The following is an 18,275-nucleotide window of genomic DNA, read 5'->3' on the forward strand; positions in this document are numbered from 1 at the left end:
CGAGCTGCCCCTAAAGGAGTGGACGAGTCGGCGGGCCGCTTTCTTCTGGAACCAAATTAAATTGATTTAATTTAGTTATTGTGATTTAATTTGTGGGCTTATCTCTGGACGGAGAAAACGCATGCCGGATCAGGACGACCGTCGCGAGTTCTTAAAAACCTGCGGAAGGTTCGCGGCGGTGACGCCTCCAGCCATCACCCTACTCCTGTCGACATCCCTCACATCGGATGCAATCGCGAAGTCGGGCGCAGGCGCGGTCCACCACGACCATCACCATCACGGTAACAACGGCTGGGGCAACGGCGGCGGAGACGGCAGCCCCGACGGCAAGGACGATAGAGGCCGCTGAGACGACGACACACGGCCTCCGGAAGGAGACACAATGCAGCCCAGGCGCCGCGACGTAGATTGGCATTTCGCCAGCTTCGTTGTTTCGATGATCTGGCTGGCGGTCGTTGCTGCCGCTCTTCTTGCAGTGCTCTTCCGAGGGCACCCTTGAGGAGTTATGAAGTACATTTTCATCGCGGTCGGCTGCTGGCTGCTGCTGAACGTGCTCTTCGTTGTGCTAGTCACTCCGCCGCGTAGGCGCCGGCCGCGACAACTTGCTCGCACGATTGATGCAGTCAAGAAATTCATTTTCAGCAGACGGCAGCCCCCTACCTGACGAGGGCAGTGACGCGCTGCAAAAAACGACAGTAAGGCTGGCTGTTTATTTCCAGCGACGCCGCCCCGCAGTTCGCTGTATCGTTCCGTTTTTCCAACAGCGGATTTGATTGCCATGCACCACATCCAGAGTACGCATATTGCCGCGATATTGAAACTGACCGCCCAGCAGCTTGAAGCACTCCGCACCCGCCCAGAGATCCAAAAGGAATATTCCGAAATCCTCGTTTTGAGAGAGAAAATAAAACTGGCGACCGATCTGAAGAAGGCTCGCCGGCAGCTCCTTACTCGGCGCCTGCCAAGCGCCTGAAGCGAGATAACTCCACCCGTTCCTTGCGCTGTGAGGCTCGAGCAAGGAGCTGCTCGTTGGCATTCCCGCTTGTGGACCCTTGCGGTCATTCCGCTGTACAGGTCTGCGTCGGAGCGGTGAATAAATGCCGGGAATGTTCTATGGCCTGTTCAGCTTCCTGGTGCAGACTGGATCGCCTTTGGGCAGGGTTGGCAATCCCGTCCGAGGCGAAGCCGGTCGGCCGGCCCGCTGCACGACCCGACTGACCGGAAGAAGGCGGAAAGTCCACTGCGCCCGCCGGCAACATAGGAGATCTCCGCGCGAGTGGCCTTCTTGTATGATGCTTCTCTCTGAGCAACGGCTTCGGACAGCAGGAGTTAGCTAGAACTGGCCGTCGATCGATGCCGATCGGGTTCAGCCCCAGAGTTCAGGTCCTTACCAACCGCGGCGATGCACGGGGTTTTGCCCCGTGTTGACATGAAGCACCGTGAGCTCATGAGGATCGAACTCGGCAAACGCCTCGCGCATGAAGCGCAAGAATGCCGCCACGCGCGGAATGCCGGCGCTGCCACGCCGGTATAAAAGATGAATGCCGAAGCTTGGCGGGCATGACCATCCCGGCAGCAGTCGCGTGAGCCGACCCGACGTCAGGAAAGCCGGATCGAAGCAGGCCATGTAGATGACGCCGACGCCTGCACAGGCCGCCACGATCAGGCCTTCGCGATCCGGTGTGACGAACGAAGGTCGGACTTGGATCGCTTCGAGCATCCCATTGCGTTCGAATTTCCAATGGTCGACGGAACCAATCGACCAAGCTGGACGAAACAGCAGACAGCGATGATTGACGAAGTCGGCAGGCTGCTCCGGTGCGCCGAAACGACGGACATAGTCCGGCGAGGCATACGCGGCCGGCTTACCCTGACCGAGCCGTTGCGCCACCAGCCGGGACGGCGGAGGTTCGCCGACATGCAGCAGAACGTCGAGGTTTTCAGACTGCATGTCGCGGGGATCCTGGGTCAGCCGCGTCTCGACGAGCAACTCGGGGTATCGATCGTTCAGACTGGCCAGCCTCGGCATCAGGACATAGCGAGCGAGAGGCGCCTGCACGCCTACCCGCACAATTCCGCTGATCCGCCCATGCCTCTTCGTGAAGCCTTCTGTTAGCTCGGTAATGCGGGCAACAATGTCCACGGCCCTGCGATAGACGTCGATCCCTTCTTGGGTGAGCTTGAGCTGACGCGTCGTCCGGTTGAACAAGGGGACCTTAAGCTCGCGCTCCAGCTCGGCGATACCGCGACTGACCGCCGACGGTGTCAGGTCCATGATCCGTGCCGCCGCAGCAAAGCTGCCGCCGTCGGCGGCGCAGATCAGCATTTCGAGGCGACGGCCGCGATTCAAGACGAAACCTCACAAGCTTGGCGGTACCCGTATTCGTGATAATAACTCACGACTGAAGTTCGTCAAAGCTTCTCGACGCGACCGGCCCTGGTGCCTACGCTGCATCCTAGAATTTGCATTGTCGAGGAAGCGTGATGAGGAAGCCAGCTTTAACGACATGTCGCCGGGCTCCCGACGGGCTAGGCGTTTCGAAGTCGTCAGTCGACGGCTGCCTCGTTTTGTAACCAAAGCGGTCCGGCTCATATCCTGTGTCTTGAGGAGAATGTCATGCGTCGTCAGCGCTGGACTTTGTTGATGTTGCTGCTTTGCAGCCTGACGCCTGTCCTGCCAAAGGCAGCCATGGCCGAATGGCCCGAGCGGGCTGTGAAGATCGTGGTGACGTTTCCTCCAGGCAGCGCCAACGACGCGGCAGCACGTATTTTCGCGGATGCGTTGTCCAAACGGTGGGGCAAACCGGTGATCGTCGAAGATCGAACGGGTGCCGAAGGGACAATCGGCGTCGGCGCGTTCGTTTCGGCGCAGGACGATCACACCTTGCTCTATACTGTAATCGGTTCGGTGACGGTCGCGCCGCTGCTGATCGACAAGCTTCCTTATGATGTGGATCGCGATCTGCTGCCGATCGCCTCCACTACATCGATCGTTCTCACTCTCACGGTTAGCAACGGCATTGGCGTCGGTACCATTCCGGAATTAATCGACGCCCTCAAGGCGCAGCCCGGCAACTATGCCTGGGCTTCGGCTCCCACGCTGCCGAGATACGTGTTTGCGGGCTTTCTCAAGCGTCACTCGCTCTCGATGAACTATGTGAGCTATCGCGACGGAGCTCAGCCGCAAGCCGATCTGGGAGAGGGCAGAATCCAGGTGCTTGTCACCTCGCTGACGGCATCCCAATCTCCCGTGCAAACCGGCAAGGCGCACTTCTTGGCGGTGATCAATCCAAGCAGAGCTGCGCTATTGCCTGAGGTGAAAACCGTGCGCGAGCTTGGCTACCCCGAACTCGAGATCGATGGTCTCGCCGGAATCTATGGCGGCCGCAACATGCCGGAGATCGTAAAGGCGCGGATTGCGGCCGACGTTGCCGCCATCTGTGCAGACAGCGAGGTTCGTCGCAAGCTCGAAGCCGGCGGGCACAACGTGCTTGCCGGAACCGCAAGCGAATTGAGGGCCGGAATCGAGCGGCAGCGGAGTTGGCTCGCCGGAATACGTCAGTTGGTCGATATCCGTGACGCAAGATAACAGGCAGGAGATCCCGACGATGTCGTCACCGGCAGCACTCATACTTCTCGACTGATCCAGTCGCATCGGATCTTGCGCAGCTCGGCCTGGCTAATCGCGCAGCTTTCCTGGCCGGCGATTTCTTCGCGTCCGTCCCAGGCATTTGCGAAAGCCTCGACTTGAGTTGCATCAAGGACGTCTGCCGCTTCGACGTTTAGGCTTGTTCGAAAGGAGAGCAGCCATGTTCATAGCGCCCGACGATTTCCGGATCAAAGCAGACAACTTCGACCTCACGCGAATGGACAACGTGATTCGCATCGCTTGCGGCGCCTTCTATCTTCCTCACGTCGCCGGAAAGTTCGTCGGCTTCGGCGTTCTCAATCCGGCCATCGTCAAGTTCTTCGCGTCTGCCGGCTTGTCGCCGCCCGAGGCCTGGGTCTACGTCGCCGCCGCGGCCGAATTGTCGGTCGCCATTGCGCTGACGCTTGGCATCTGCACGCGCTTCGCCGCGCTCGGTTCGGTCGGGCTGATGGCCGTGGCGGTCTATTCGCTCCAGACTGTGAAGGGCTTTGGCTGGACCTGGAACACGGGCGGATACGAATATCCGGTGTTCTGGGGCATCTGCTCCCTCGCTTTGGCCGCGCAGGCCTGGCAGGTCTGGCTGGGCCGGCGGCAGGACGTCACCCCGGCTGGCAAGCAGGTGCGGATTGTCGCCGCGGAGTAATGGCCTCACCGCCTCGCCAGCACCACCGCCGCCAGCGTGAAGATCAGTGCTGCAATCTGCCCCGCTCTCCTGTTCGCTGTTTGTCGGTCGCCCGGGCCAGCCCCAAAACATCCCTGGTCGTCACCTGGCAAGCCAATACCCTTTACAAGCCCGAATATCGCCGGGATGACGATCAGCGTGAGCAGGGTCGACGAAATCATCCCGCCGATCATTGGCACCGCAATGCGCTGCATGATCTCCGAGCCCGTCCCGGTGCTCCACATGATCGGCAGCAGGCCCGCCATGATCGCGACGACTGTCATCATCTTGGGCCGTACGCGCTCCACCGCGCCATCCATGATGGCGTCATAGAGGTCGCCGCGGGTCAGGGCCCGCCCCTCGGCGGCACGCCTGGCTGCGGTCTCCGCCAGCGCCTGATTGAGATAGATCAGCATGACGACGCCGGTCTCTGCGGCGACGCCGGCGAGCGCGATGAAGCCAACGGCGACCGCCACTGAAAGGTTGAAGCTCAACCACCACATCAGCCAAAGCCCGCCGACCAGCGCGAACGGCAGCGAGAGCATCACGATCATCGTCTCCGCGATCGAACGGAAGTTCAGATACAGCAGCAGGAAGATGATCAGCAGCGTCACGGGCACGACGATCTTCAGCCGCGCGGTTGCGCGCTCCAGGTATTCGTATTGACCACTCCACATCACGTAGTAGCCCGGCGGAAATTTGATGCTGGCCTGCACAGAGGCTTTAGCGTCCGCGACGTAGCCCCCGAGGTCGCGATCGCGGATGTCGACGTAGATGTAGGTCGCGAGCTGGCCGTTCTCGGTCCGGATCGAGGTCGGCCCGCGCGCCGGCGCGACCTTGGCGACCTCGCCGAGCGGTACCGCGCCGCCGGCGGGCATCGGCACCAACACATCGTTGGCGATGGCCTGCGGATTGTCGCGCAGATCGCGCGGATAGCGCATGTTCACGGTAAAGCGCTGCCGCCCTTCCACGGTCGTGGTCACGGTCTGGCCGCTGAGCGCGGTCGCGATCGTGTCCTGAACGTCCTGGACCATGATGCCGTAGCGCGCCAGCGCGGCACGGTCCGGGGTGACCTCCAGATAGTAGCCGCCGATGCCACGCTCGGCGTAGGCCGATGAGGTGCCCGGCACGGCCTTGAGGACCTGCTCGATCTGCTTGGCGAGTTTATCGATCTCGACCAGGTCGGTCCCGATCACCTTGACGCCGATCGGCGTTCGTATGCCCGTGGACAGCATGTCGATGCGGGCCTTGATCGGCATGGTCCAGGCGTTGGAGACCCCAGGAAACTGCAGTGCCTTGTCCATTTCGGCGATCAGTCCATCGATGGTCACACCGGGCCGCCACTCCTGCTTGGGCTTGAGGTTGACCACCGTCTCAAACATCTCGGAGGGTGCCGGATCGGTTGCCGTCGCGGCGCGCCCCGCCTTGCCGTAGACCGAGGCCACTTCCGGAAAGGAACGGATGATCCGGTCCTGGGTCTGCATCAGTTCGCCGGCCTTCGTGACCGAGATGCCCGGCAGCGTCGTCGGCATGTAGAGCAGCGTGCCTTCGTTCAGGTTCGGCATGAACTCGGTACCGAGTTGCCGCGCCGGCCAGATGCTCACGGCCAGAATAGCGAGCGCGAGCACGACCACCAGCGTCTTGGCGCGCATGACGCCCTTGATCACCGGGCGGTAGATCCAGATCAGGACGCGGTTGATCGGATTCCCGCGCTCCGGAACGATCCGCCCGCGCACGAAGATCACCATCAGAGCCGGCACCAACGTCACCGACAGGAGCGCAGCGGCCGCCATCGAGAACGTCTTCGTGAACGCCAGCGGGCTGAACAGCCGCCCCTCCTGCGATTCCAGCGTGAAGATCGGCATGAAGGACACCGTGATGATCAGCAGGCTGAAGAAAAGTGCGGGCCCCACCTCCGAGGCGGCGGCGATCAGGACGTCGATCCTGGGCTTTCCCGGCTCGGCCCGTTCGAGGTGCTTGTGGGCGTTCTCGATCATGACGATGGCCGCATCGACCATGGCGCCGATCGCGATCGCGATCCCGCCGAGGCTCATGATGTTGGAGCCTAAGCCCAGCAGTTTCATGGCGCCGAACGCCATCAAGACCCCGATGGGCAGCATCAGGATCGCGACAAGGGCGCTACGGACGTGCAGCAGGAACACGATGCAGACCAGCGCGACCACGACGCTTTCCTCGAACAGCGTGTGCTTGAGCGTGTCGATGGCCGCGTAGATCAGGTTGGAGCGATCGTAGACCGGAACGATCTCGACCGACTTCGGAAGGCTGGAGGCGATCTCCCGGAAGCGCTTCTTGACGTTCTCAATCACCTCCAGCGCATTGACGCCGAAGCGCTGTAGCACGATGCCGCTGGCGACCTCGCCCTCGCCGTTCAGCTCCGTGATGCCGCGCCGCTCGTCGGGGCCCAGTTCGACACGCGCGACGTCGCGCAGCAGCACCGGCGTCCCGTTGTTCGTCTTCAGCACGATGTCGCCGAGGTCGTTGATCGACTTGATGTAGCCCTTGCCGCGGATGACGTACTCGAACTCGGACAGTTCGACGGTCCGGCCGCCGACGTCGGCATTGCTGGCGCGGATGGCATCGCGCATCTTCTGCATGGTGATGCCGCGGTCGCGCATGCGTTGCGGATCGAGGATCACGTTGTACTGCTTGACGAAGCCGCCGACGCTCGCAACCTCGGCGACACCCTCGGCCTTGGCCAACGCGAACTTCAAATTCCAATCCTGGATGGTCCGAGTGTCGGCGAGGTTCAATTCCTTCGACATCAAGGCGTACTGGTAGACCCAGCCGACGCCGGTCGCGTCGGGACCGATCGTGGGGTTCACGCCTGTCGGCAAGCGCGCGCTGGCGCCGTTGAGGAATTCCAGCACCCGCGAGCGCGCCCAGTAGATGTCGGTGCCATCCTCGAAGATGACGTAGACGAAGGAGACGCCGAAGAAAGAGAAGCCGCGCACGACCTTCGATTTCGGCACGGTCAGCATCGCCGTCGTCAACGGATAGGTGACCTGGTCCTCGATCACCTGCGGGGCTTGGCCCGGGTACTCCGTGTAGACGATGACCTGGGTGTCCGAGAGATCCGGGATGGCATCGAGCGGCAGATGCAGAAGCGCGTACAGCCCCGCCGCGGCGGCGAAGCCGGTCCCGAACAGGACCAGCAGCAGGTTGCGGGCGGACCAGGCGATGAGACGCGCGATCATTGCTGCGCTCCCTCGGTAAAGCCCTTCAGCGCGGCCTTCAGGTTGCTTTCGGCATCGATCAGAAAATTCGCCGAGACCACCACGGCCTCGCCCTCCGCGAGACCCTGACGGACCTCCACGAAGCCGCCGCCCCGGTGGCCGAGCCTGACCTCACGAGGCTCCAGCCGACCCTGGCCCTTATCGACGAAAACGGCTTGCCGGCTGCCGGTGTCCATCACCGCGCTCTCCGGCACTGCGAGGACGGCATCGCCGCTGCCGGTGTCGATGTCGGCGTCGACGTACATGTCGTGCAGCAGGATCAGGTCCGGATTCTGCAGTTCGATCCGCACGCGCGCCGTCCGGGTCTCCTTGTTGATCTCGGGGTAGATGACCTGGACCTTTCCCGTGAACTCCCGTCCCGGAAAGCTCCGCGCCTTGACCGTGACGGGCTGGCCCGTGGCGATCATGCCGAGGTCGCGTTCGGCGACGTCGATCAGGGCCCACACCATCGAGTGGTCAGCGATCCGGAACAGGACGCCGCCCGGCTCGACGCGCATGCCCTCGATGGCGTTGCGCTCCAGCACGATGCCGTCGCGCGGCGAAGTCCATCCGATCGACGTCGGCACGGTCCGGCTCTTCTCGATCGCCGATATCGCAGCATCGGGCACGTCCAGATTCATCAGGCGCTGGCGCGATCCACGGCCATACTGAACGTCGCCGCTGGTCGTCTTCGAGGTGATGGTGGTGAGGTACTCGGCGGCAGCAGAGGAGATGGATGGGCTGTAGACCTCCATCAGCGGCTGCCCCTTGATCACGTGAGATCCGGTCGTGACGTCGGCGACCTTCAGGATGAAGCTTTCCGCCCGCATGGCGACGACGGAGATCCGCCGCTCGTCCAGCGCGATCGTGCCCGGCGCCCTGATGACGGTCCGGATCACGCGCATCGCTGCGGGCTCCGACTTGACGCCGGTCCGCTGGATCTTGCCGGGCGAGAGTTTGATCGACCCGTCGTCGCTGTCGTCGCCCTCGTAGACGGGGATGTAGTCCATTCCCATCGAATCCTTCTTCGGCGTCGGCGATGTGTCCGGCAGGCCCATGGGATTGCGGTAGTATTTGATCTTGCGCTCTCCGGAGGCGCCGGCCGGTGTCGCCGGCGGCGGGGCTGCCACCTGCTCGTCGTCGAAGCTGACGTCGGCGCCTGCGGGCACCGCGCGGAAATCCCGGCCATCCCGGGTCTTTCTCGGCACCAGCGAGTACGACGGTTTGCCGTCCGGATCCTGGTAGTAGATCGCGGCGCCGCTCTCCTCGGCCGCAGCGGGGCCGATCACGGCGGCGATTCGCGCCGTCGGCCGCTGCGGGCCGGCGACGACGAACGCGATGCCCGCCGCCGCGATCAACGCGGCGGCCAGGCTTGCTGCGATGGGGCGGGTCACTTCTGCGCCGTGATGACGAGCTTGTTCTCGACGGTGCCGGTCTCGCCCTGGACCTTGGCTCCGAGCGAAAGCTGCCACCGCCCCGCCATGCCGAAGGTCGCCTTGAAGCGGTACGTGCCCGGCTCCGTCCCCGGCATGGGCGCGACCTTGGTCGCCATCTCCTGCATGCCGTCCGGAGCCATGTCCAAACGGCTGGCGAAGATCACCGCATCCGGCACCGGTTTGCCGGTCTTGGTGTTCACGAGCCGGACGGTGACGACCTTGTCTGGCCCGGCCTGCACCGATTGGTCGACGAGCTCGAACTTATAGTCCTTGATGTCGGCCAATGCGGCCGAGCTTGCGCCGCCGATGGCCGCAGCGATCAACGCGGCCTGGACGGCGCGCGCGAAGGTAGACGTCTTCATGTTGTATCCTCGATGTCCTGAATTCGCCGCCGAGGCGGCGCGCGTCATCCGCGCGCGCGAGGCGCACGGACGCGATCGGCGTCAAGCGCCGCTCAGGCCAGGGTTCGAGGGGGTTGGTCGGGAGGTGGACGGACCAAACCGTCGCCGACCAAATCGTCCGCCACCGAGTGGGTGGTCCGGATCGCGTGTCGCAGCGGCAAAGCGACGGCCTCGGAGGGTCCCGCCTGGGTCGTCTTCAGAACGCACATCGCAACCAGCGGGCAGTCCAGGCAGTCATTGCTCTTCTGGTCGTTGGGGCAGCAGGGCATGTCGGCCGACATCGACATGTCGCTCATGCCGTCAAGACGAGCTTGCGCAGCGGCCGCCGGCGCCGCCAAGGGCGCCAACGTCAAACCGACGGTCACCAAGACCGCGAACGCAACTCTGAGCAATCGCCGCAGATTCATGGCCCGAACATCCCACGGGCGGCGGAACTTTGGAAGCTCGCCGCCTTCACATGTTCGAAATCTTCAGCCGCAGCAAGGCGGACATCGGGCGGCCAAACTTCATGAGTCCGCGCCCTATTACCGCGTCGCCAGCACCACCGCCGCCAGCGTGAAGATCAGCGCGGCGATCTGCCCTGCTCCCAACGGCTCGTGGAGCGCGATCGCGGACGCCACCACGCCGATGACAGGCACTGCCATGGTCCCGATCGCGGCGACGGAGGCCGGCAGGCGCGCAAGGGCAGCGAACCAGCTGACATAGGCGATGCAGAACTGCACCACGGTCGAATAGACCAGCAGCCACCATCCGACCGGCGTCACCAGCTCCAGATGCGTGGTCTCGATGGCGAGGCCGATGATCGTGATCGGCAGGCAGCCGATCCCGATCTGCCAGGCCGCGGCCGTGATCGGCGGCAGACGGATGGGGTACTTCTTCGAAAACACCGTGCCGAGTGCGAAGCCGAGCGCGCCGCACAGCGCCATGATGATGCCCGGCAGCTTGTCCGCGGTGGCGGCAAAGCCGTTGCCGCCCATGATCGAGGCGAGGCCGGCAAAAGCCATCACCAGCGCGATGGTGCGCAACAAGGTCGGCCGCTCGCCCAGCACCGGCCAGGCGATCAGCGAGGCCCAGACCGGCATGGTGTAGGCGATCAGCGCGGCTTCGCTCGCCGGCAGCCACAGCAGCGCCAGGCCCATCAGCACCATCCAGCCGGTGACGTTGAGGACCGCGGCGGTCACAAGGCGCGGCCAGATCTCGCGCGGGACCCTGAGGCTGTCAGCGCGCATCAGCGCCAGCGCCGCCAGCAGCACCGCGCCCAACACGCCGGTCACCCCGCGCAAGGTCAGCGGCGGCAGCTCGGAGAGCAGGAATTTCGTCACCGGCCAGTTGAAGCCCCAGCCCACCGAGGTGATGGCGAGGAACATCAGGCCGGCCGGGGCGATGCGCGCTCGCAGCACCGGCCGAGTCGAATCAAGCATGTGGGTAGTCCGGCAAAATTTGACCGAGCTTGGCGCGGATTCGCCCCTCCCACCACCACCCCGGCGGGCATGCCTGCCCTCACCTTCCGTAGCCCTACGTGAGTCCCCCGGAGGCAAGCCCGCCATTCAAAAATATACCTGCCCTGTGAACAGCGGGGTGAAGCCTCAGCGGCGCCCCAAGATGGAAATTTTTTCGGTTGGGAATCCCTGAGGACTCACTGATACTTGGCTCAACAACAGGCGCGGGCCTGCCCCCTGTTATCCCCCACAATCCACCATATTTAGTATTTGATTCAGGAACTCGCACTAGTTCTTGACGGGCGTAACGGAGAGTCCTAGTTTTCGATCCGTTCGGCGCGAGTGTGTTTGCGTCCCGCCGGCACTCCCCCAAAGGGTCTGCAAAACAGCACTCCGCCGAGCCAGACAAAGGCAGCGGGATACGGGCTTGTCTGCCCGGCGAGAGCGGATCTTTCGGGCGCCTGAACGGGCTGGAAACAGGCTCGGATGGCAATGGTTGAAGACGTGACGTTGTGGGGCGTTGAACGCATGTCGGGCTCATCCCTTTGGGGCGGATGGGTCTGGACGTGCCGGCGGATGATCGGTGCGCGCATCGAGCAATCGCGTCGGGAGAAAACGGGCCGGGTCTACCGGCTGAACTGCGATGCCAAGGGCCACGCGGCCTCGAGCACCGCGAAATGAAATGATGACCCGGCACGCCTGAACGGAGGCGGTCCGGTCAAAGATAGGACGGGGCAAGACCATGCGGATTGAGCGGCGCCACACCACTTCGGGACAGTCACCTTACGCCGGCATCGAGTTCCGGCTGACCACGTCGGAGATCAGGAATCCCGACGGCTCGGTCGTGTTCAAGCTCGACAATGTCGAGGTGCCGACCGCGTGGTCGCAGGTCGCCTCCGACGTCCTGGCCCAGAAGTATTTTCGCAAGGCCGGCGTCGCCGCGCGCCTGAAGAAGGTCGAGGAAGAGTCCGTCCCGTCCTTCCTGTGGCGCTCCGTGCCCGATACCGAGGCGCTCGCCCTCCTGCCCGAGAAGGAGCGCTATGTCAGCGAGCTCTCGGCCAAGCAGGTGTTCGACCGTCTCGCCGGCTGCTGGACCTATTGGGGCTGGAAGGGCAACTACTTCTCCTCCGACGAGGACGCCCAGACCTTCTACGACGAGCTCCGCTACATGCTGACCATGCAGATGGTCGCGCCGAACTCGCCGCAATGGTTCAACACCGGTCTGCACTGGGCCTATGGCATCGACGGCCCCGGCCAGGGCCATTATTACGTCGACCCCTTCACCGGCAAGCTGACCCGGTCGAAATCCTCCTACGAGCATCCGCAGCCGCACGCCTGCTTCATCCAGGGCGTCGGTGACGACCTCGTCAACGAGGGCGGCATCATGGACCTCTGGGTCCGCGAAGCCCGCCTGTTCAAATACGGCTCCGGCACCGGCTCCAACTTCTCGCGGCTGCGCGGCGAAGGCGAACGCCTCTCCGGCGGCGGCCGCTCGTCCGGCCTGATGAGCTTCCTCAAGATCGGCGACCGCGCGGCGGGCGCGATCAAGTCCGGCGGCACCACGCGCCGCGCCGCCAAGATGGTCGTCGTCGACGTCGATCACCCCGACATCGAGACCTATATCGACTGGAAGGTGAAGGAGGAGCAGAAGGTTGCGGCTCTCGTCACCGGATCCAAGATCAACCAGAAGCACCTCAAGGCGGTGCTGAAGGCCTGCGTCAATTGCGAGGGCTCGGGCGACGACTGCTTCGACCCCGAGAAGAACCCGGCGCTCCGCCGCGAGATCAAGCTCGCGCGCCGCAGCCTCGTGCCTGACAATTACATCAAGCGCGTCATCCAGTTCGCCAAGCAAGGCTACAAGGACATCCAGTTCGACGTCTACGACACCGACTGGGATTCGGAAGCCTACCTCACGGTATCAGGCCAGAACTCCAACAATTCGGTGTCGCTGAAGGACGACTTCCTGCGCGCGGTCGAGACCGACGGCGACTGGAATCTCGTCGGGCGCACCACCAAGAAGATCACCAAGACGCTGAAGGCGCGCGACCTCTGGGAAAAGATCGGCTACGCCGCCTGGGCGTCGGCCGACCCCGGCCTGCACTTCAACACCACCATGAACGACTGGCACACCTGCAAGGCGTCCGGCGACATCCGCGCCTCCAATCCGTGCTCGGAATACATGTTCCTGGACGACACGGCGTGCAACCTCGCCTCTGCCAATCTGCTGACGTTCTACGACATCCCCTCCAAGCGCTTCGACGTCGAGGGCTACGAGCATCTCTGCCGGCTCTGGACCATCGTGCTCGAAATCTCGGTGATGATGGCGCAGTTCCCGTCGAAGTCGATCGCCGAGCTGTCCTACGAGTTCCGCACGCTCGGCCTCGGCTACGCCAATATCGGCGGCCTGCTGATGACCATGGGCCTGTCCTATGACAGCAAAGAAGGCCGCGCGATCGCCGGCGCGCTGACCGCGATCATGACCGGCATCACCTACAAGACTTCGGCCGAGATGGCGTCCGAGCTCGGCACCTTCCCCGGCTACAAAAAGAACGCCGCGCACATGCTGCGCGTAATCCGCAACCACCGCCGCGCCGCCCATGGCCAGTCCAACGGCTACGAGGCGCTGAGCGTCAACCCCGTGCCGATGGACCTGGTGTCCTGCCCGCAAGGAGACCTCGTCACCCATGCGCAAGCGGCCTGGGATGCGGCGCTCGAGCTCGGCGAGAAGCACGGCTATCGCAACGCCCAGACCACGGTGATCGCGCCGACCGGCACGATCGGCCTCGTCATGGATTGCGACACCACCGGCATCGAGCCCGACTTCGCGCTGGTGAAATTCAAGAAGCTCGCCGGCGGCGGCTACTTCAAGATCATCAACCGCGCGGTCCCCGCAGCGCTTCGCGCGCTCGGCTATCGCGAAAGCGAGATCGCGGAGATCGAGGCCTACGCCGTCGGCCACGGCTCGCTCTCCAACGCGCCCGGCATCAACGCCACGACGCTGAAGGCCAAGGGCTTCACCGACGAAGCCATCGCCAAGGTCGAGAAGGCGCTGCCGACCGCGTTCGACATCAAGTTCGCCTTCAACAAATGGACTTTTGGCGAGGACTTCATCCGCGACCAGCTCGGCATCGGCGCAGAGGCGATCGCGGCCCCCGGCTTCGACCTGCTCCAGGCCGTCGGCTTCACCAAGCGCGAGATCGAGGCGGCCAACGTCCACATCTGCGGCGCGATGACCGTGGAAGGTGCCCCGCACCTCAAGGCCGAGCACTATCCGGTGTTCGACTGCGCTAACCCTTGCGGCAAGGTCGGCAAGCGCTATCTCTCGGTCGAGAGCCACATCCGCATGATGTCGGCGGCCCAGCCCTTCATCTCGGGTGCGATCTCCAAGACCATCAACATGCCGAACGACGCCACGGTGGAGGACTGCAAGTCCGCCTACATGCTGTCGTGGAAGCTCGCATTGAAGGCCAACGCGCTCTACCGCGACGGCTCCAAGCTCAGCCAGCCGCTCAACTCGCAGCTCATCGCCGACGATGAGGACGAGGACGATGCGATCGAGCATCTCTACGACAAGCCGATGGCGGCCCGCACCGCCCAGGTCTCGGAAAAGATCGTCGAGAAGCTGGTCGAGCGCATCATCGTGATGCGCGAGCGCGAGAAGATGCCGGATCGCCGCAAGGGCTACACCCAGAAGGCAGTCGTCGGCGGCCACAAGGTCTATTTGCGCACCGGCGAGTATGACGACGGCCGCATCGGCGAGATCTTCATCGACATGCACAAGGAAGGCGCGGCCTTGCGCTCCTTCATCAACAACTTCGCCATCGCGGTGTCGCTGGGTCTCCAGTACGGCGTGCCGCTCGACGAATATGTCGACGCCTTCACCTTCACCCGCTTCGAGCCGGCGGGCCCGGTGCAGGGCAACGACAGCATCAAATATGCGACCTCGATCCTCGACTACGTCTTCCGCGAACTGGCGGTGAGCTATCTCAGCCGCTTCGACCTCGCCCATGTCGATCCCAGCGAGACCGGGTTCGACGTGCTCGGCAAGGGCGTCGAGGAAGGCAAGGAGCCGGATGATCACGGCCAGCGCGCCTCCAAGCTGGTGTCGCGCGGTCTCACCCGCTCCCGCACCGACAACCTCGTGGTGATGCGCGGCGGCTCGACCGCGGTCGCGCAAGGCAACGACAGCGCCCCGGCCGGCGGCAGCAAGGTCACCTCGCTCGCCTCGCACGGCGCAGGCCGTGCCGGCGACGTCCTGGAAGGCGCGGTCGCGCTGAAGCAGGAAGTGGCCCACGACCTCTCGCCCACCGAGAAGTTAGAGGCCCTGCAATGGAGCAAGGCCGGCACCGCGCAAACCGCAGTGCCCAGCAAGGCCGAGCGCCGCGCGGAGGCGAAGGCCAAGGGCTATGAGGGCGAGATGTGCTCGGAGTGCGGTAACTTCACGCTGGTGCGGAATGGCACGTGTATGAAGTGCGATACGTGCGGCAGCACGACGGGGTGCAGCTGATACCAATAGCGCAAGCCGCCCGGAGGCATTGATGCCAGTTGCATTACGCCAGGACGGCTTGCGTTACTAGTTCTTCTCAAATGAGGGGCAGCCACCCGAGCTGCCCCATATTCATGTCAAAGGCGGCGGCCGGGACGCCAAGATTTGGCTTGAGCCTGGCATATCAATAGCCGACAGTTATGGCTTCAATCCGCGGGAACTTTCGAATATCCTGCGCGTCGTGGAAGACAACCGCGAGCTTCTTCTGAAGGCCTGGCATGACCATTTCGGCAACTAGCGTTCGCTTTGACGAACACACGATGTGGGTCGAACTGTCCGATGGAAGGACACTCGGGATCCCGCTTGCGTGGTTTCCGCGCCTGCTCCATGCAACGCCAGACGAACGCACCCAGGTCGAGCTCAGCCGCGTCGGCCTGCACTGGCAAGCGCTTGACGAAGATATCTCCGTTGCCGGCCTTCTCGCGGGCCGCGGCGATGTAACGCGATCCACGGAACACGCCGCCTAAATGACCGATGCCTTGCGCTGAAGCTGCAGGCAAAGCCCGAGGTCTACGACAGGGACATATGCTCGGTATTGCGGCGACAGCTCGTAGGATGGGTGGAGCGAAGCGATACCCATCGCCGCCAAATCCACAGAAGGGATGGGTTTCGCAAGGGCTCAACCCATCCTACGATTCATTAACACCCCGCTGCCGAAATTACCTTTGCCGTCGAGCCCTTCCCTCCTAAACTCCGACCACCGCCGGCATCGGTTCCGACGGGCCCGGTAGAAGCGGAGTCAAGTTATGCCCAAACCGGAAAGCTTCCCGATCGAGAAGATCTTCGTTCCCACGAAGCAGAAGAAAGCGATCAGGCCCGAGATCGTCGGGGAGATCGCGGAAAGCATGCTGGACATCGGGCAGCAGGCCCCCATTTCCGTCCGGCTCGACGGAGACCGCCTCGTTCTGGTCGAGGGACTGCATCGGCTCGAAGCCTGCAAGGCGCTCGGCGAGACAACCATTATCGGTGTCATCGTCCCGGCGGAGGTCGCTCAACACAGGCGGCTGCTGTCCGAAGGACCCGCAGTCGAGGCAGAGCGCATCAAGATGGCGCGATTGAAACAGCTGCGCCTCGAGAAGGAAGCTGCGGAAGCATCTATGGCTGGCTCGAAGAGCGTCAACGGAACGGAAGCGCCGCGCACCCGTCCGACGAAAGGCGTTCGCGACAATCCGAAGGCATCACCGGGCCGGACCGTGGGATCGACACCGAAAACATTGTCGGACTGGATCACGCAGCAAAAGGGCCACGGCGGCCGCTATTGATTGTTGGCTCCAGCTCGTAGGATGGGTGGAGCGAAGCGATACCCATCACCGCTCGATCGGAGAGAGATGATGGGTTTCGTAAGGGCTCAGCCCATCCTACGACCTAGAGCTCAACCCACCTTACGGCTATCTACGCCCGCCTCACCGTATCTCGCTCATCGACACCTTGGCGGCGATCCCGTTCAACTCGGGCTGTTGCGATGCGAACTCCTCGTTGGACGATGAGCCAAGCGAGACGTCGACCATCCTGCGCTTGACCTGTTCGCATGTCTTGCGGACGTCTTCGGTGAACAGCGCGCATTCTTCGATGCGCCTGAAGATCTTCCGACCCTCTTCACGATACTCCGCCGCCGTTTCTCGCATGAAGGCGATCGCATCATGGACCTGGGCTGTCAGCGCCTCGCATTTTTGCGCGGCGTCAATCAACTCGGTGCCCATGGCCTCGATCTCTTTTGCAGCGGACTCATAGTCCCGAACGACCGCCTCTGCACTGAGCGCGCCGACGCGCGTCACGCCCGCGGTGTGCTCGACGTAATCAGGCAGAGCAATGGAAGCAAGAGAGCTTCCCGAGCGTATCGATGCAATGTCCTCCTCGAGCTGGACCAGGTTCACTCCGTCCCGCCTGCGCAATTGTTCGACATTTGCCATTATTGATCCTCCCATACGCACCCAGAACCCCTAACAGCATTGGGTTTATTACGGGGATAAGCTCCGTTCTACCCTGATGTATCCTTGACAGCCGCAATTTTGCCGCTTTTTCCCGGCCGCCGCGAATGCACGCAGCGATCGACTTTTCGGCGTTCAACCTCTCATGGTGGCGGCCGGCGAAGATGGCACGCACGCCTCGCTAGAATTCGACCTGTCGAGCAACAGACACGCCAATACGCACGGTCAAGCGAGCACAGCCCGGATCCCGTGTGTGCGGGCCCGGAACTCGAATCACCTCTCCCCGCTCGGAGAGAGGTGCTCCGCGCACAGCCGACCCATCGGTGCTCTGGCCGCTGCGCCAAGACCGGCTACAAGACCGGCTAGTAGCAGGGCGGGTAAGGTTCGTAGCCGCAGCGGCGATAGCCGCCGTAGGCTCCGTAAGCCCCGTAAGCTGCCGCACCAACCGCAGCAGCTCCGACGCCCACGGCAACTCCGCGGCGCACGGCTGCACCACGATAGACGCCACCGCGATAGACACCGCCGTGATGAACACCAACTCGACCAACCCCGACGCCTCTTCGATACGCGAAGGCGTCGGTCGAAACAGTCGCGATGCAGGCGATGCCAATGATTGCGGATGCGGTAAGTGAAACGATGGTTCGGCGCGACATGTCCACTCTCCTTCCTGGATTGGAACGGTGCGTCAGCGTAATTCTCCAATCAGCGGGTTTTGTTGATTTAGAACAATGCGGGCCGTTGCGATCTGGCGGCCGAGTTCATAACGAGACAGCGAAACTGTCACGCTTACCTACATAGGGCATCAGCGGGAGCCACACCGCTTTCGGTCATGTACCTGACGCTCGCGACGCATGCCGGTTCGGCAACGCCCACGCCCGCCCCCGAAGCCCGCCATAATTTCTCCTTCGCACGCGCGTTGTGTTGGACAGCGGCGCGACCTATCGTTCCAACGATCGGACTGCAGCACTCCCATTGACGCCGA

17 protein-coding genes are annotated in these 18,275 nt (G+C 63.2%); 9 read left to right on the plus strand and 8 right to left on the minus strand.

What is annotated here, in order from left to right; genetic code table 11:
• Positions 1-121 precede the first annotated feature (121 nt).
• Together ABIB90_RS11030 and ABIB90_RS11035 are read left to right on the plus strand one after the other, a co-directional pair.
• Positions 122-349, plus strand: a complete 228-nt coding sequence (locus tag ABIB90_RS11030) for a hypothetical protein (protein WP_354167555.1) — start codon at positions 122-124, stop codon at positions 347-349.
• A gap of 429 nt (positions 350-778) precedes the next feature.
• Entirely contained in the window at positions 779-973 is a 195-nt protein-coding gene (locus ABIB90_RS11035) for a hypothetical protein (RefSeq protein ID WP_219683931.1), read from the plus strand.
• A gap of 414 nt (positions 974-1,387) precedes the next feature.
• Here the strand turns inward: ABIB90_RS11035 and ABIB90_RS11040 are convergent, their stop codons facing one another.
• Complete coding sequence (locus tag ABIB90_RS11040) at positions 1,388-2,350, minus strand: LysR family transcriptional regulator (protein WP_354167549.1); 963 nt, start codon at positions 2,348-2,350, stop codon at positions 1,388-1,390.
• A gap of 267 nt (positions 2,351-2,617) precedes the next feature.
• Between ABIB90_RS11040 and ABIB90_RS11045 the strand changes: the two genes are divergently transcribed.
• Together ABIB90_RS11045 and ABIB90_RS11050 are read left to right on the plus strand one after the other, a co-directional pair.
• Positions 2,618-3,589, plus strand: coding sequence for a Bug family tripartite tricarboxylate transporter substrate binding protein (locus ABIB90_RS11045; protein ID WP_354167546.1), 972 nt, complete (start codon positions 2,618-2,620; stop codon positions 3,587-3,589).
• A gap of 220 nt (positions 3,590-3,809) precedes the next feature.
• A complete protein-coding gene (locus ABIB90_RS11050) occupies positions 3,810-4,292 on the plus strand; it encodes a DoxX family protein (RefSeq protein ID WP_354167543.1) in 483 nt (160 codons plus the stop codon).
• Between the two features lie 5 nt (positions 4,293-4,297).
• Here the strand turns inward: ABIB90_RS11050 and ABIB90_RS11055 are convergent, their stop codons facing one another.
• The 5 genes from ABIB90_RS11055 to ABIB90_RS11075 all read right to left on the minus strand — a co-directional run bounded on the left by ABIB90_RS11055 (position 4,298) and on the right by ABIB90_RS11075 (position 10,801).
• The gene (locus ABIB90_RS11055; RefSeq protein WP_354167540.1) at positions 4,298-7,525 is read right to left on the minus strand and encodes an efflux RND transporter permease subunit; all 3,228 of its coding nucleotides are present in this window, start codon (positions 7,523-7,525) and stop codon (positions 4,298-4,300) included.
• Positions 7,522-8,937: an efflux RND transporter periplasmic adaptor subunit gene (locus ABIB90_RS11060; RefSeq protein ID WP_354167537.1), complete on the minus strand. Its 1,416-nt coding sequence runs from the start codon at positions 8,935-8,937 to the stop codon at positions 7,522-7,524. The genes ABIB90_RS11055 and ABIB90_RS11060 overlap by 4 nt, the downstream gene beginning before the upstream one ends.
• A complete protein-coding gene (locus ABIB90_RS11065; RefSeq protein WP_007591658.1) occupies positions 8,934-9,341 on the minus strand; it encodes a FixH family protein in 408 nt (135 codons plus the stop codon). The genes ABIB90_RS11060 and ABIB90_RS11065 overlap by 4 nt, the downstream gene beginning before the upstream one ends.
• Positions 9,342-9,433: 92 nt before the next feature.
• Complete coding sequence (locus ABIB90_RS11070; protein ID WP_354167534.1) at positions 9,434-9,787, minus strand: hypothetical protein; 354 nt, start codon at positions 9,785-9,787, stop codon at positions 9,434-9,436.
• 117 nt (positions 9,788-9,904) lie between these two features.
• Positions 9,905-10,801, minus strand: a complete 897-nt coding sequence (locus ABIB90_RS11075) for a DMT family transporter (RefSeq protein ID WP_354167531.1) — start codon at positions 10,799-10,801, stop codon at positions 9,905-9,907.
• A 510-nt stretch (positions 10,802-11,311) separates the two neighbouring features.
• On the opposite strand from ABIB90_RS11075, the gene ABIB90_RS11080 reads away from it, so the two are divergent.
• The 5 genes from ABIB90_RS11080 to ABIB90_RS11100 all read left to right on the plus strand — a co-directional run bounded on the left by ABIB90_RS11080 (position 11,312) and on the right by ABIB90_RS11100 (position 16,627).
• A complete protein-coding gene (locus tag ABIB90_RS11080) occupies positions 11,312-11,500 on the plus strand; it encodes a hypothetical protein (RefSeq protein ID WP_354167528.1) in 189 nt (62 codons plus the stop codon).
• 61 nt (positions 11,501-11,561) lie between these two features.
• Positions 11,562-15,326 (plus strand): vitamin B12-dependent ribonucleotide reductase, encoded by a 3,765-nt coding sequence (locus ABIB90_RS11085; RefSeq protein ID WP_354167525.1) that lies wholly within the window; start codon positions 11,562-11,564, stop codon positions 15,324-15,326.
• 109 nt (positions 15,327-15,435) lie between these two features.
• On the plus strand, positions 15,436-15,603 hold the full coding sequence (locus ABIB90_RS11090) for a DUF4160 domain-containing protein (protein ID WP_354200681.1): 168 nt from the start codon (positions 15,436-15,438) through the stop codon (positions 15,601-15,603).
• Positions 15,584-15,832: a DUF2442 domain-containing protein gene (locus ABIB90_RS11095; RefSeq protein WP_354167522.1), complete on the plus strand. Its 249-nt coding sequence runs from the start codon at positions 15,584-15,586 to the stop codon at positions 15,830-15,832. The genes ABIB90_RS11090 and ABIB90_RS11095 overlap by 20 nt, the downstream gene beginning before the upstream one ends.
• 279 nt (positions 15,833-16,111) lie before the next feature.
• Positions 16,112-16,627, plus strand: coding sequence for a ParB N-terminal domain-containing protein (locus ABIB90_RS11100; RefSeq protein ID WP_354167519.1), 516 nt, complete (start codon positions 16,112-16,114; stop codon positions 16,625-16,627).
• Positions 16,628-16,768: 141 nt separating this feature from the next.
• Here ABIB90_RS11100 and ABIB90_RS11105 read toward each other — a convergent pair whose 3' ends face one another.
• Positions 16,769-17,290, minus strand: coding sequence for a hypothetical protein (locus ABIB90_RS11105; RefSeq protein ID WP_088940854.1), 522 nt, complete (start codon positions 17,288-17,290; stop codon positions 16,769-16,771).
• Between the two features lie 365 nt (positions 17,291-17,655).
• Positions 17,656-17,946 carry a hypothetical protein gene (locus tag ABIB90_RS11110; protein ID WP_007591676.1) on the minus strand — a complete coding sequence of 97 codons (291 nt, stop codon included), beginning with the start codon at positions 17,944-17,946 and terminating at the stop codon, positions 17,656-17,658.
• Positions 17,947-18,275 lie beyond the last annotated feature (329 nt).

Source organism: Bradyrhizobium sp. JR4.1 (assembly GCF_040548605.1).
In the GTDB taxonomy this organism is placed as follows: Bacteria; Pseudomonadota; Alphaproteobacteria; order Rhizobiales; family Xanthobacteraceae; genus Bradyrhizobium; species Bradyrhizobium canariense.